This is a genomic window from Pseudomonas sp. GW821-FHT07G06 (genome assembly GCF_058986625.1).
Genome location: NZ_JBYSVW010000007.1, coordinates 111,902 through 125,632, shown reverse-complemented (window position 1 = coordinate 125,632; position 13,731 = coordinate 111,902). Strand labels below are relative to the sequence as shown.

General features: G+C 59.0%; 12 protein-coding genes. 8 read left to right on the top strand and 4 right to left on the bottom strand.

Annotated features, from left to right (window positions below; translation table 11 throughout):
- Positions 1 to 77 precede the first annotated feature (77 nt).
- From AC3WJW_RS13940 to AC3WJW_RS13915, 6 genes are all read left to right on the top strand, one after another.
- Positions 78 to 3,077, top strand: coding sequence for a xanthine dehydrogenase family protein molybdopterin-binding subunit (locus tag AC3WJW_RS13940; protein WP_493726384.1), 3,000 nt, complete (start codon positions 78 to 80; stop codon positions 3,075 to 3,077).
- Positions 3,074 to 3,880, top strand: coding sequence for an FAD binding domain-containing protein (locus AC3WJW_RS13935; RefSeq protein WP_133839520.1), 807 nt, complete (start codon positions 3,074 to 3,076; stop codon positions 3,878 to 3,880). Before AC3WJW_RS13940 ends, AC3WJW_RS13935 begins: the two co-directional genes overlap by 4 nt.
- A gap of 2 nt (positions 3,881 to 3,882) precedes the next feature.
- Positions 3,883 to 4,383, top strand: a complete 501-nt coding sequence (locus AC3WJW_RS13930) for a (2Fe-2S)-binding protein (protein WP_008060977.1) — start codon at positions 3,883 to 3,885, stop codon at positions 4,381 to 4,383.
- A 5-nt stretch (positions 4,384 to 4,388) separates the two neighbouring features.
- Complete coding sequence (locus AC3WJW_RS13925) at positions 4,389 to 5,927, top strand: AMP-binding protein (protein ID WP_008060979.1); 1,539 nt, start codon at positions 4,389 to 4,391, stop codon at positions 5,925 to 5,927.
- A gap of 19 nt (positions 5,928 to 5,946) precedes the next feature.
- Positions 5,947 to 6,750: an enoyl-CoA hydratase/isomerase family protein gene (locus AC3WJW_RS13920; RefSeq protein WP_493726383.1), complete on the top strand. Its 804-nt coding sequence runs from the start codon at positions 5,947 to 5,949 to the stop codon at positions 6,748 to 6,750.
- A 101-nt stretch (positions 6,751 to 6,851) separates the two neighbouring features.
- Positions 6,852 to 8,204 carry an MFS transporter gene (locus AC3WJW_RS13915; RefSeq protein WP_116579520.1) on the top strand — a complete coding sequence of 451 codons (1,353 nt, stop codon included), beginning with the start codon at positions 6,852 to 6,854 and terminating at the stop codon, positions 8,202 to 8,204.
- Here the strand turns inward: AC3WJW_RS13915 and AC3WJW_RS13910 are convergent.
- On the bottom strand, positions 8,197 to 8,982 hold the full coding sequence (locus AC3WJW_RS13910) for an alpha/beta fold hydrolase (protein WP_116579519.1): 786 nt from the start codon (positions 8,980 to 8,982) through the stop codon (positions 8,197 to 8,199). The genes AC3WJW_RS13915 and AC3WJW_RS13910 overlap by 8 nt on opposite strands.
- A 90-nt stretch (positions 8,983 to 9,072) precedes the next feature.
- On the opposite strand from AC3WJW_RS13910, the gene AC3WJW_RS13905 reads away from it, so the two are divergent.
- Both AC3WJW_RS13905 and AC3WJW_RS13900 read left to right on the top strand, forming a co-directional pair.
- A complete protein-coding gene (locus AC3WJW_RS13905; RefSeq protein WP_116579518.1) occupies positions 9,073 to 10,044 on the top strand; it encodes an XdhC family protein in 972 nt (323 codons plus the stop codon).
- 178 nt (positions 10,045 to 10,222) lie between these two features.
- Entirely contained in the window at positions 10,223 to 11,077 is an 855-nt protein-coding gene (locus AC3WJW_RS13900; RefSeq protein ID WP_008060989.1) for a helix-turn-helix transcriptional regulator, read from the top strand.
- 104 nt (positions 11,078 to 11,181) lie between these two features.
- Here the strand turns inward: AC3WJW_RS13900 and AC3WJW_RS13895 are convergent, their stop codons facing one another.
- The 3 genes from AC3WJW_RS13895 to AC3WJW_RS13885 all read right to left on the bottom strand — a co-directional run bounded on the left by AC3WJW_RS13895 (position 11,182) and on the right by AC3WJW_RS13885 (position 13,622).
- Complete coding sequence (locus AC3WJW_RS13895) at positions 11,182 to 11,472, bottom strand: DUF6388 family protein (RefSeq protein WP_493726382.1); 291 nt, start codon at positions 11,470 to 11,472, stop codon at positions 11,182 to 11,184.
- Between the two features lie 70 nt (positions 11,473 to 11,542).
- Positions 11,543 to 12,286, bottom strand: a complete 744-nt coding sequence (locus AC3WJW_RS13890; protein WP_493726381.1) for an SPOR domain-containing protein — start codon at positions 12,284 to 12,286, stop codon at positions 11,543 to 11,545.
- Between the two features lie 445 nt (positions 12,287 to 12,731).
- A complete protein-coding gene (locus AC3WJW_RS13885) occupies positions 12,732 to 13,622 on the bottom strand; it encodes a LysR family transcriptional regulator (protein WP_493726380.1) in 891 nt (296 codons plus the stop codon).
- Between the last annotated feature and the right edge of the window lie 109 nt (positions 13,623 to 13,731).

Sequence of the window (13,731 nt, the reverse complement as noted above, 5' to 3'; positions counted from 1 at the left end):
GCAAGGCGCTCCCTGCGCCTTTCTCACACACTCGGCTCTAACGCTATCGCGCTGCAAAACAACAAGAGCCGCGAAAAATGACTAGTTTCCAACCTGCTACCGAAAGCCAGACCGGCCACATCGGCGCCCGTCAGACCCGTGTCGAGGACGCCGCATTGTTGCGCGGCCTTGGCTGCTATGCCGATGACGCTGCGATCCCGCCGGGTACGCTACACGCGGCGATCATCCGTTCACCCCACGCTCATGCGCGGATCACCTCGGTGGACTTTTCCAAAGCGCTGCTGATGAAAGGCGTGCACGGCGTACTGGTCGGCGAAGACGTCAAACGCTGGGCGCTACCGTTCCCGGTGGGTGTGCGTCAGCCGATGGAGCACTGGTGCGTTGCCGTCGACAAGGTGCGTTACGTCGGAGAGCCGGTGGCCGTGGTGATCGCTGAGAGCCGCTATCTGGCCGAAGACGCCATCGAAGGTGTGCGCGTTGAATACGAGCCGCTGCCACCGATCATCGATCCTGAACTGGCCACCGCCGAACAGGCGCCGATCCTGCACGAAGCAGTCGGCAGCAACGTGGTCAACGAACGGCACTTTCGTTATGGCAAACCGGAGCAGGCGTTCGAGCAGGCGCCGCACAAGGTCTCGCTCAAAGTGAAGTTTCCGCGCAGTTCCTGCACACCCATCGAATGCTATGTGGTGCTGGCTCAGTACGAGCGCGCCACTGGCATTTATGACGTGCTTGCCAATTTCCAGGGCCCCTATGCGTTACACACGGTCATGGCCCGTGCACTGAATGTGCCCGGCAACCGATTGCGTTTGCGCACACCGAAAGATTCCGGCGGCAGCTTTGGCATCAAGCAAGGCGTGTTCCCTTACGTGGTGATGATGGGCCTGGCGTCACGCAAGGTCGGTGCACCGGTGAAGTGGGTCGAGGACCGTCTGGAACATCTTCAGGGGGCTTCTTCGGCGACCAATCGGGTGACCGAAATTGAAGCGGCGGTAGAAGCCGATGGTCGCATCACCGCGTTGCGTTATGACCAGATCGATGATTGTGGTGCCTACCTGAGAGCGCCCGAGCCGGCAACTTTCTACCGCATGCACGGGAATCTGACGGGTGCCTACGCAATCCGCAATGTACAAGTGCGCAACCGGGTGGTGCTGACCAACAAGACCCCCTCCGGCCTGAACCGTGGTTTCGGTGGCCCGCAAGTGTATTTCGCCCTGGAGCGGCTGCTGCAACACATCGCCGTGCAGTTGAAGCTTGATCCGTTGGACGTGATCCGCCGCAACCTGGTGCCCGCCGATGCCTTTCCTTACCAAGCGGCCGCGGGTGCGTTGCTCGATTCCGGCAATTACCAGGCAGGCATTGCCTTGGCGGTGGCTGATGGCGGTCTCGACGAGTTGCTCAAACGTCGTGATCGGGCGCGTGCCGAAGGCCGAATCTATGGCATTGGGTATGCCGCCGTCATCGAACCCTCGATTTCCAACATGGGTTACATCACCACCGCGATGACACCCGAAGAGCGGCGTAAGGCCGGTCCAAAAAACGGCGCTGTCGCAACGGCAACCATTAACGTCGGCCCGTTGGGGGACGTCAGTGTGCACGTGTCCTCGGCCCCGCAAGGGCAGGGCCACCAAACCACCGTGGCCCAGGTCGTCGCCGAAGTGCTTGGGGTTGCGCTGGAATCCATCGTGGTCAACGTCGAGCTCGATACCCAGAAGGACGCCTGGTCGATTGCCTCGGGCAACTATTCGAGCCGCTTCGCCGGTGCTGTAGCCGGTGCCGTCTATAAGGCCGCGCTGAAGATCCGCGATCGCCTCGCCGCGATTGCCGCCGAGCAGCTGCAGGCCAGTCCCGAAGATATTCGCTTCGCGGGCGGCAAAATTTTTGTCGTCAATGGTGGGGCGGTGGCGCAATTCCATCGGATTGCTGGTGCGACCCACTGGTCGCCGGGCTTGCTGCCGGAAGGTGAAAGTGGCGGACTGCGCGAAACCGCCTTCTGGAGCCCGCCGCAATTGGTGGCCCCGGACGACCAGGATCAGGTCAACAGCTCGCTGTGCTACGGCTTTGTCTTCGACATCTGTGGTCTGGAAATCGACCGCATGACCGGCGAGATCCACATTGATCGCTACGTCACCTGCCATGACGCCGGCCGCCTGCTCAACCCGGCGCTGGTCGATGGCCAGATTCGTGGTGGCTTCACCCAAGGCCTCGGCGCGGCGCTGATGGAAGAGTTCGCCTATGGCGAGGACGGCAGTTTCCTCTCCGGGACCTTCGCCGATTATCTGGTGCCGACCGCACCGGAAGTGATCGAACCGGTGATCCTGCACATGGAAACGCCATCGCCATTCACCCCACTGGGCGCCAAGGGTGTGGGCGAGGGCAACAATATGAGCACGCCGGTGTGCATCGCCAACGCGGTGGCCGACGCCCTTGGCCGCTCGGACATCCGTCTGCCACTGACGCCATCGAAAGTACGCACGCTCATCGGGATCGACGAGCCGCCACGGCCCGCCGGTATGGAGCCCGATGAAAACCTGGACGCGGCAGCTGCCGGTGGACCGGCACTGCGGGCCAACGACTCGGTGGTGATTCCTGCTGCGCCGCAACAGGTCTTCGATACCTTGCTCGACCCACAGACGCTGGCGGCAATCATTCCCGGTTGCCACGACCTCGTGCTTGAAGGCGAAAACCGTTACCGCGCAGACGTCACCGTCGGCGTCGGCATGATCCGTGCGCGCTTCGAGGCCAAGGTTGCCCTGAGTGATCTGGACCCGCCGCATTCATTGCGTCTGTCCGGTTCCGGCAGCAGCTCGATGGGTTCGGCCCAGGGTCACGCCAAGGTTCGTTTCGTCGAACTGGAAAATGGCCACACACGTCTGGAATACCAATACCAGGTGGCGGTCAGCGGCAAAGTCGCCGCGGTCGGCGGCCGAATGTTGCAAGGGGCCTCGAAAGTGATCATCGGACAAATCTTTACTCGCCTGTCACAACGGGTCAGCGGCCAAGCCATCTCCACCGGCTGGTGGGCGCGGCTGCGGGCTTCGCTTGGCGCGCTGTTTGGCAAGGGAGGTGCGCAATGAAACCGGCTGCTTTCGATTACGTTCGGGCTGACACCCGTCGTCAGGTGGTTGAGTTGCTCGCCGAGTACGGCCAGGAAGCTCGAATCATCGCCGGTGGCCAATCACTGATGGCGGTGCTGAACATGCGCCTGGCTCAACCCAAGTTGCTGATCGATATCAATCATGTGGCTGAGCTCGCCTATATCGAACTGCGCAAGGATTGCCTGGCGGTAGGTGCCGGGGTACGCCAGGCGCAGTTGCTGGCGCGTTCGACCCTGATGGACGAGGTGCCTTTGTTGGCACAGGCGATGCCATGGATCGGTCACTTCCAGACGCGTAATCGCGGCACCGTCTGCGGTTCGGTGGCTCACGCCGACCCCAGCGCCGAGTTGCCGCTGTGCCTGGTGACGCTGGGCGGCGAGATCGTTCTCGAGTCGAAAAAAGGCAAGCGCATCGTCAAGGCTGCCGACTTCTTCCAAGGCATTCTCACCACCGACAAGCGTGCAGATGAACTGGTCGTCGAGGTGCGTTTTCCGCTCAAGCGCGAAGGCATCACCTATCGCTTCCGTGAAATCGCCATGCGCCACGGCGACTTTGCAATTGTCTCCCTGGCCGCGGCCATCGGCGCGGACCAGGTCGAACTCGGCATCGGCGGGGTCGCCGACCGTCCGCAACGTCGCAGCCTGCCACGTGGTGCGGCGCTGCCGGACGCGCTCAATCAAACCGCCTGGTCGCTCGACGCTCAAGACGACGTGCAGGCCAGCGCTGCCTATCGCCGCCAACTGATTCGCGAGCTGGGTCATCAGCTGATCGAAGGAGTCTGAACATGCGTGTAACTGCCGACCAAACCTTTCCGATTCGCCTGGAACTCAATGGCCGCTCCCGCGAAGCGCTAGCCGAACCGCGGACCCAACTCTGCGACTTCCTGCGCCACGACCTCGGTGCCACCGGTGTCCATGTCGGATGCGAACACGGTGTCTGCGGTGCCTGCACGGTGCTGGTGGACGGAGTCGCCATGCGTTCCTGCCTGATGCTCGCAGTACAGGGACACGAGCGGCGTATCGAGACCGTCGAGTCCCTGGCCGACGACGACACTCTGAGCGACCTGCAACAAGCCTTTCGCCGTCATCACGCCTTGCAGTGCGGCTTTTGCACTGCGGGCATTCTCATGTCCTGCGTGGATTTCCTGGAACGGGTACCCAACCCGGACGAGACCCAGGTACGCGACATGCTTTCGGGGCATCTATGTCGCTGCACGGGCTACACCGGCATCGTCCAGGCCGTGCTCGAAGTCGCTGCCCAGCGCCAAACGAACAAAGGGGTATAACAATAATGTTCGATCTCGGACGCAGTTTCCTCGCTGCTGTTGAACGCCGGCCGCACGCCGTGGCGGTCAGTGACGGTGCGTTGAAGAAAACCTATGAAGACTGGTTCGTCGATATCCAGAGCGCCGCTTGGGGCATGCAATGCCTTGGGCTGCAACGCGGTGATCGACTGCTGGTAGCAATGCAAAACCGCTGGCAGATGGCAACCTTGCATTGGGCCTGTCAGTTTACGGGCATCGTCATGACCCCGTTGAACTGGCGTTCGACGGCCGATGAACTGGGTTACTGCATCGAAGATGCGCAAATCCGGGCAGTGGCTTACGACGACGCTACCGTGACCGCCGTGGCCGGTTGCAGCGCCGCCACAAGGCTGCCTCGGATCGCCGCCGGACTTCGTGCCGCCAACACCGACCTGAGTTTCGAGGAACTGTGTTCGCAGACCCCCTCCGGCATCATTTTGCAGGCCGACGCCGAAGACTATTCACTGCTGCTTTACACCTCCGGAACCACCAGCAAGCCCAAGGGCGTGCCCCGTCGGCACCGTTGCGAACGCGCCGCGGCGGTTGCCCACGTGGCGCAAAACCTCTACCGCCAGAGCGAGTGCACGCTGGGTGTCATGCCGCTTTACCACACCATGGGCGTGCGTTCGTTGCTGTCCATGGCGTTGATCGACGGACATTTCGTCTGTGTGCCGAAGTTCGACGTGGAAGCCACGCTGCAGGCCATCGAGCGGGAAAAAGTCAGCAACCTTTACCTGGTGCCGACGCTCTACCACATGCTCATCGAACACCCGGCCTTTGCTCGCGAGCGAGTTGCCAGTGTGGAGAAAATCGGCTTTGCCGGTGCGCCGATGAGCGACGGCTTGATGCGTCGTGTCGAGCAGGCGTTCCAGCCGCAATTGTTCGTCAATCATTACGGCAGCTCGGAGATCTACACCTTCACCATCGACCAGCAAGCCAACCGCAAACCCGGTTCGTCAGGGCGCAGTGCAATGAACCAGCGCGTGCGCGTGGTGCCGATCGATGCTGAAACGGCGGATGTGCAGGTCAACCCATTGGAGGAGGGCCAGATCATCGCCGACCTGGCGAGTGACGAGGCGTTCGAAGGCTACCTGAACCGCCCCGAAGCGACCGCCAAGGCATTACGTGACGGATGGTATTTCACCGGTGACATCGGCTACTTCGATCTGGAGGGCGATCTGTTCGTCACGGGGCGTGTCGATGACTTGATCATCACCGGCGGCGAAAACGTCAGCCCGGCGGAAATCGAAAACATGCTCTCTCTGCACCCGGCAGTGGAAGAAGTGGTGGTGGTCGGTCTGCCCGACGAGCAGTGGGGCAAGATCATTGCCGCGTTTATCAAGCCGCGCGCCGAGGTCTCGGAAGGAGACCTCGATGCCCATTGCATCGCTTCGGGCCTGGCCAAATTCAAGCGGCCACGGCGTTACCAGTTCATCGATCAGATTCCCAAGTCTCCAGTGGGCAAGGTGCTGCGGCGCGTGCTGCTGGCCCAATTTCAGGAACAGGCCTTGAAGGCCATCAGCTAATCATCCAGAGGACACTCTCATGCAACAACAAGCGATCCAGCAATTTCTCGACACTCAGTTCGATGGCTTCCAGGTTGAAGTCGATGTGTCCCGCGAGCGCGCCGACATCATCCTCAACCGGGCGCCATTGAACGTCATTTCCATGGGGCAGCGCGATCAATTGCGCCTGGTCTTCGAAGCCCTCAATGCACACAAAGACGTGCGCGTCATCGTGCTGCGCTCGGTGGGTGAACACTTCTCCAGCGGCGGCGACATCAAGGGTTTCCTCGAAGCCTCGCCCGAGCACGTTTCGAAGCTGGCCTGGAACGTCGCGGCACCGGCACGTTGCGAAAAACCGGTGATCGTCGCCAACCGTGGTTACACCTTCGGCGTCGGTTTCGAACTGTCCCTGGCCTGCGATTTCCGTATTGCTTCGCAAACCACTCGCTACGCCTTGCCTGAGCAGAACCTGGGTCAGATCCCGGGCTCGGGTGGCTCCGCGCGCTTGCAGAAAATCATCGGCATCACCCGCACCAAGCACATGGTGATGCGCGCCAAACGCATTACCGGCGACCAGGCCTACGCCTGGGGTATCGCGACCGAGGTCGTGCCGGATACCGAACTGGAAAGCACCGTCGATGCGTTGGTCGATGAACTGCGGCGCTTCTCGCCGCTGGCTCAGCGCACGGCGAAAAAACTGATCAACGACAACGAAGACGCGCCGCTGACCGTCGCGATCGAAATGGAAGGTCACTGCTACAGCCGTCTGCGCAGTTCCAAGGACTTCAAGGAAGGCGTCGAAGCGTTTCACAGCAAGCGTGAGGCCGTATTTATCGGCGAGTAGATCGTACCGGCGAACAGGCCCGGGAGTATGTTGGTAACGGCGTACGCCTTACGGAGCAGGGCCTGCCGCTCCTTTTGATTCACCGCTTGTGTGAGGCAACCATGACTACGACAACAACAATAACTGCATCACCCACCAGCGCCGCTATCGATACGCCGCAGATTCCACCGGGCAAGGCTTTGCTCGCGGCATTTGCCTCGACATTCGGCTGGGCGCTGGATTTGTTCGACCTGTTCATTCTGCTCTATGTGGCGCCGATCATCGGCCGCCTGTTCTTCCCCTCGGACACCCCGACACTGTCGCTGGCCGCCGTGTACGCCTCGTTCGCCGTGGCCTTGCTGGTACGTCCGCTGGGCTCGGCGATCTTTGGCGCGTATGCCGACAAACACGGTCGCAAGCGTGCGCTGATGGTATCGATGGTCGGCGTCGGTATTTCCACGGCACTGTTTGGCGTGTTGCCAACCATTCACCAGGTCGGGGTGTTGGCCCCGATACTGTTTTTGGTATTGCGGGTGATTCAGGGCATTTTCGTTGGCGGCATCGTCGCTTCCACTCACACCATCGGCACCGAATCCATCTCGCCGCGCTATCGCGGCTTGATGTCCGGGTTGATCGGTGGCGCCGGTGCCGGCATGGGCGCGCTGTTGGCGTCATTCACTTATCTGGTGTTGTCGGAGATCTTTCCGGGGGGCGAATTCGACGTCTGGGGCTGGCGCTTCATGTTCTTCTGCGGCCTGCTCAGCACATTTTTCGGTCTGGTGATGTTCCGTTACCTGGATGAAAGCCCGGTCTGGCGGCAACTGCAACAGGCCCGCAAAACCAAGGGGCCGACGGTCGTGGTCGTGTCGCCACTCAAGCGTCTGTTCGGTCGTGAGTACCGCGCCGTGATGCTGGTCAATCTGCTGATTACCTTCGGCGGCGGTGCCACCTATTACCTGGCCTGCGGTTATCTGCCGACATTGCTCAACGTGGTCGCCAAAGTGCCTCATACGCAGACTTCGCAGCTGCTCATGTATGGGTCGGTGGCAACCATTGTCGGCGCACTGGCCTTCGGTTACCTGAGTGACCTGATCGGTCGCAAGAAGACCTTCATGCTGCTGGGTGTGATCAACCTGGTGGGCCTGCCCATGATGTTCCATGGGGTCGCCGAGCCGGGTTCGCTGACCCGCACTGCGCTGTATTGCATGGGCATAGGCTTCATGGGCGGAGCGATCATCGCGCCTATCCTGATCTTCCTCAACGAACGCTTTGCCACCGAGCTGCGAGCCAGCGGCACCGGATTATCCTGGAACATCGGTTTCGCCCTCGGCGGAACCATGCCGACCTTTGTGTCTCTGGTCAGCAGCAGCCCCGCGCAGATCCCCATGGTACTGGCGTTTTTTGCCGTCGGTCTGTCTGTGATCTACCTGATTGGCAGTGTGGTAATTCCAGAAACCCAAGGCAATTTCAAATAAACGCGGGGAGGTGCTCCAGGAATTCGCAGATCAGCTGCAAGGTCTGCTCGGGCGCTTCGGTCTGGGGAAAGTGCCGACAGTTATCCAGCAACACACAGCGGCACGGTCCAGGCACCTGTCGCTGGATGACTGCCAGTTGCTCGGGCGTCGCGTAGTGGTCTTCGCGACCCTGGATGACCAGCAGCGGTTTTTCGATATAAGCCAACTGCGTTTCGAGATCGTCCAGGGAAAAGTCCGCGTGCAACCAACTGTCGCTCCAGCCGTGAAAAGCACCGTCGACATTGCTCCCATGGTGGCGCGCCAGGCGTTCGCGCAGTTCGCCCTGATGCCAAGCCTCAGTGGTATGGCGAATGCCAACGAGGCTCTCGGTCTCGACAATCACGTGAGGCGCCAATGCAATGCTGCCCAACACGCGCGGATCGTTGGCGGCGGCATAGGCCAGGACGATGGATGCGCCGTCACTGTGACCGAGCAAGACCACTTGCGGCAGTTGCAAGGCATCGAGCAGTTGCCGCAGTTCACGAGGCCCGTCGCTGCTCAGGTAGTTCAGCGGACGCGGCAGGGTTACCGGGCTCGATTGCCCATAACCCTGACGGCTGTAAGTGACTACACCGTAACCGCTGGCCTGGGCCAGGCGCTGGGGAAAGTCTTTCCATTGATCGGCGCTTCCGAGGCCTTCGTGCAGCAGCACAAGCGTCGGTCGCGATGGGTCAGCCGCAGGGATTTGGCGATATTCCAGGCGCAGCGACCCAAGTTGCAAAAATTGTTGTGGCGACATGTTGAATCAACGATTGAACAAGGTTGCTCGCAGGTTACCGTAAACGTAACCCTGCATGCAGCACCACGCTTTGCTTGAGGTACAGAAAACATGCGTCATCTCGATGTTCAGGTGATCGACCAGGCACTGCAATGGGCTCGCGCCGGGCAGGCACAGTGGTTGTGCACGGTGCTCTCCACCTATGGCTCGGCGCCGCGTGCGCCGGGTGCGATGCTGGTGACCAACGGCTCGGGCGAACACGTCGGCTCGCTGTCGGGTGGCTGCGTCGAAGAGGAGTTTCTCGAAAGTCTGGCGCGCGGTGAATTACGCGAACCGGCACAGATCGTCAGTTATGGCGACAGCGTCGAGCAACGCCACCGCCTGAGGTTGCCCTGTGGTGGCGTGCTGATAGTGCTGGTCGAACACCGCGCTGCCAGCCTTGAATGGATCGCACACCTGGAGAGTCTGCAAGCGGCGTTACTCGGTCAGCGACGTCTGCAGCGCCATATCGAGCTGAGCAACGGTGCCTTGCGCCTGGATCCGGACGCGGGCCACGGCAGCGAACGGGTACAAGTCGACTACGAAAGGGTGCGCATCAGCGTTGGCCCGGCATTACGCCTGATTCTGGCAGGGCTCTCGCCGGTCGCTGAAGTTTGCGCCAGTTTCGCCCGAGCCATCGGCTGCGAAGTTATCGCCTGCGACCCCCGGGAAGAGATGCTGCATGTACATCTTGAAGGCGTGGAGATGCAACGTGTGCTGCCCTCAATGTTCATTGCCGCCGGAGGTTGCCACGCGGCGACCGCGGTAGTGGCGCTGACTCACGATCCGCGAATCGACGATCTGGCACTGATGGAAGCGGTGCACACGCCGGCGTTTTACATCGGCGCCATGGGGTCCCTGGCAACCTCGGACAAACGCGCCGAGCGGCTCAAGCGCATCGGTGGTCTCACGGATGAACAGATTGCCCGTTTGCACATGCCCATCGGCCTCGACCTGGGCAGCAAAGCCCCGGCGGAAATCGCCCTGGCGGTGGTGGCCGATATCCTGCGCGTGTATCACGGGAAAGAGCGTCATGCCTTGTAAGACGGTTTTTCCGACGAGTGTGGGGGCTGCGAAAGTCGAGGTAGACGCTCGGTCATTCGCGCGCGATAGTGGTTTGCTGAACCATAGAGCGATCGCCGGTGTTGAGAAATAGATAGACGCCCCGATGATATGCATTGAGGTCGATAACGATATCGCTTCATGCGAGCGGAGAAATCTGATGTCCATTGCCCAACGGGTTTTCCACGGCAGGTTTGGACGGGTCGCCTTGCTGAATATGGATCGTTCGCTGGTCACCCACACCCATTCCGAATGCCATGTGCTGGTCAAAGTGTCTGGCGAAGACACTTACTTCAACGTTAACGGTCGGCGGGTACCGCTCAGCGATCGCACGGCGGTGCTGGTCAACGCCTGGGAGCCGCATTTCTACGATCCGCAGCCGGATGCCGGTGCCACCCTGATCCTGGCGCTCTACATCGAGCCCGCCTGGCTGGCCACTGCCCAGCAGTCGCTGGCGCTCAGCGGTCGGCCGGACTTTTTTGCCCAGTCGTGCATCGAGCTGTCGAGTCGTAATCGCACCTTGGCTGACATCTTGGTCGCCGAAGCGCATGGCTGCGGGATTGTTCCGAAAGAGCGCATGGAATTCATGCTGTTTGATTTCCTGATCGAGCTGATCGAGGACTTTTCCAGCTGGCGGCATTTGTCGCTACTGGGTGCGCCGAACTCAGGTGAGTTCCGGGACGCACGCGTGCGCCGTGGCACCGCCTGGTTGCTTGAGCACCTCGATGATCCGAACCCGATCGACAACGCCGCACGGGCTTGTGGTCTGTCGCGGGCGCACTTTTTTGCGCTGTTCAAGAAAGATACCGGCATGACGCCGACCCTGCTGCTTAACGACGCGCGCATGCGCCGGGCTTTTGCCTGGCTTGAGCGTGAGCGCAGTGGAACATTGGGCCTGTTGTCGGAGAACCTCGGGTTCTCCGAGCAAGGTCATTTCACACGGTTTTTCCGTCAGCACATCGGAGCTTCACCCAGCCAGTATCGGCGTGTAGTGGATTGTTATCCGACGGTTTGAATCGAGAGAAGGGCGGGGGTATTGGGCAATACTCCCGTCGGTGAAGTTAGTCGTTTATCTACAGCATTGGAGGCGTGTATAGGCTACGAAAGTTATAGGGTGGACTAATCGTCCAGAAACTCATAAATCTCTTTCATGCGTTCTTCACGCATCAACTCAAGCTCTTCATTAGTGTTGGCTACCCATTGGAGAGTGAAGTCCCAACAATCACAGTCATGAGCGTCTGCTTCTGTTTCAAATGCTTCTTGCAGGAATTTATGGCGATATTCTTTGGGCGACAGCCCGCAACTTTCAGCGAGGCTGTAGTTCAACTCGCTGAGTTCAAGCTGGAGCCATAAGTTGGCGTCCAGGAATTTCTTCAGGGCGAGTTCGGCTCTGAATTCTTTTGCGATCATGAATATTCTCTTGTGGCATGAAAAATGTGGCGGGTTGTACGAGGTCGGCCCAGCGCTAAATCGGACTATGTCAATTTCCTGCCATCATCCATCCTCGAACGCCATGACTTTCACTCAACTCTTTCACGACTCGAGCTGCGTCTTGTTTTTGTCTATACGGGCCGATGACGACAAAGTTGTTTTCTTTACGCGCTACCGGTAATTCCAGTTGCTTAATGGCATTTGTGGCGCGATGACGGCTGGGTGTGTTCAACGCTATTTCGATCACCCACAAGCCGGATGAAGGCGTGATTGAAGCTTCTTTTTTAGCGTGGAGAATATAGCTACCACACGTTAAGCACGGGCTTTCCAGCGTGATTAGCGACCCAGGCACGGAGCGAAAGACGTGCCATTGCGGATCAGAGGTTTTTTTGCGGGCGAAGAGCACCAGAAGCAGGCCGGTAGAAGCAATCAGGCCGCTAAGGATAATTGTCCAATTGCGTGCTTGTGTGGGCAGTGAAGGCAGCGAAAAAACTGGCGATTCGTCTGGATTTTCGATCAAAAACTGTGCGGCGTGAGCCTCCGTTGAGTCGGGTATGGGGGATTCGTTTTCCGCAAGGGGCGTGAGCCCGTCGGAATATTTCGTAGTGAGGTTTGTTACAACTTCATTAGCGGTGTCATCGATGAGCTGTTTTAGCTTTGTCACGTTTTTCTGGATGTATGAATTGTCGACATTGTTTTCACAAAGTGGTCCTATGGATGTGTACGTCCATAATAATGCTGATAGTTGCCCTACAACGCCCGTTACCAGGAAACCCAAGCCAAGCTTTCGCACGGCACCATCTCCAAATCAAATGAATAGTTATTTATCCCATTTCTTTCTGATAAAGCATGGTTCTATTGTTTATCCTGGGATGGTCTGGATTCTTGAGCGCGTCAGTGTGCCCAAGCGCCAAAATAAGTTGGCTTCTTTTTTGTTGTTTTAAAGAACATCGGGCTTGCACTTTATAGAATGCTGGTTGACGAAAAAGGCTCAGGTGAGCGAAAAAAAATAGTATCAGATGGGTTGTTATGCTGGCCTATTAAAACACTTGTATTTAAGGTAAATTTTGTGGCCGAAGTAACTGGCCAAAGATTTAGGTCATACCTATGCACTTGCTATAAAGGAAAGGACTGTTAGCCGGCCCTTTACGGTACGGACAGGGAGAAGCTATTGAATTTTTTGTCACCCTTTCAAACGATGCCGGTGCCCAGCGCTACATCAATTGTCGTCATTCGGTTCAACTGCGCTTCAGCGCAGAAAACTGACCACTCAACCACGTATAAAGCTGGGAAACCGCAGGGCTGATCTGCTTGCGATGCGGGCACACCAGACTCAACGGCGAAGCTTCGCCAGGAAAATCCGGCAGCAGCACAATCAGGCGCCCAGTGGCGATATCGGCACTGACATCCAGCCAGGATTTGTAGGCGATACCTTCACCGTCCAACGACCAGCGTCGCACGACATCGGCGTCATCGCTGAACAGTGGCCCTGAAACCTGCACGGTTTGCCCGCCCAGGTTCCACTTGTCGTAGACCCGGCCATTTTGCAGATAGAGCAGGCAGTGATGCTTGCTCAAGTCATCCGGCGTTTGGGGAGAACCGCAGCGTTGCACATACTCTGGCGAGGCAACGAGCACCCGCTGGTTCCACGGTGCAAGCGGCAGTGCCACGTAGTTGGCGTCTTCATTCGGGCCGTATCGAATCGCCACGTCCACCGGGTCGCGAAACAGATTGGCCATCTGGTCTGACAGGAAAAAACGCAACGTCAATTCTGGATGCTGACGGCGGAACAGCGTCAGCCACGGCAGCAGTATGTTGCGCCCCAGATCGGAGGGTGCTGTCACCTGCAGGACGCCCCGCAGCGTGGCGTTCTTACCACGCAAATTTTCCTTGCCTTGCTGCAGGGTCTCAAGCACTGAGTGGGCGGTGGGCAGATATTGCTCGCCTTCGGCAGTCAATCGCAGGCTGCGAGTGGTGCGGGCGAACAGGCGTACGTCCAGCTCGCGCTCCAGACGTTTGATGGCGGCGGCGACCTGACCAGGCAATAGATCAGCCTCCAGCGCCGCTGCGGTGAAACTGCCCAGCGCGGCGCTGCGGATGAATAAACCGAGATCATCGATGCGGATCATTTTCACTCCTGCAGTGAAAGTGTTGGCGCATTCTGCTTGTTTTTCTTTGTACTTGGGAAGTCGAAGATGGCTGCAAACGAGTGCATCACCCTTCAGACAGCGAGTGTTT

What these genes read in the sequence shown, in the direction of transcription:
- AC3WJW_RS13940 (WP_493726384.1), top strand. Translation starts at nt 78, where the DNA reads ATGACTAGTTTCCAACCTGCTACCGAAAGCCAGACCGGCCACATCGGC.
- AC3WJW_RS13935 (WP_133839520.1), top strand. Translation starts at nt 3,074, where the DNA reads ATGAAACCGGCTGCTTTCGATTACGTTCGGGCTGACACCCGTCGTCAG.
- AC3WJW_RS13930 (WP_008060977.1), top strand. Translation starts at nt 3,883, where the DNA reads ATGCGTGTAACTGCCGACCAAACCTTTCCGATTCGCCTGGAACTCAAT.
- AC3WJW_RS13925 (WP_008060979.1), top strand. Translation starts at nt 4,389, where the DNA reads ATGTTCGATCTCGGACGCAGTTTCCTCGCTGCTGTTGAACGCCGGCCG.
- AC3WJW_RS13920 (WP_493726383.1), top strand. Translation starts at nt 5,947, where the DNA reads ATGCAACAACAAGCGATCCAGCAATTTCTCGACACTCAGTTCGATGGC.
- AC3WJW_RS13915 (WP_116579520.1), top strand. Translation starts at nt 6,852, where the DNA reads ATGACTACGACAACAACAATAACTGCATCACCCACCAGCGCCGCTATC.
- AC3WJW_RS13910 (WP_116579519.1), bottom strand. Translation starts at nt 8,982, where the DNA reads ATGTCGCCACAACAATTTTTGCAACTTGGGTCGCTGCGCCTGGAATAT.
- AC3WJW_RS13905 (WP_116579518.1), top strand. Translation starts at nt 9,073, where the DNA reads ATGCGTCATCTCGATGTTCAGGTGATCGACCAGGCACTGCAATGGGCT.
- AC3WJW_RS13900 (WP_008060989.1), top strand. Translation starts at nt 10,223, where the DNA reads ATGTCCATTGCCCAACGGGTTTTCCACGGCAGGTTTGGACGGGTCGCC.
- AC3WJW_RS13895 (WP_493726382.1), bottom strand. Translation starts at nt 11,472, where the DNA reads ATGATCGCAAAAGAATTCAGAGCCGAACTCGCCCTGAAGAAATTCCTG.
- AC3WJW_RS13885 (WP_493726380.1), bottom strand. Translation starts at nt 13,622, where the DNA reads ATGATCCGCATCGATGATCTCGGTTTATTCATCCGCAGCGCCGCGCTG.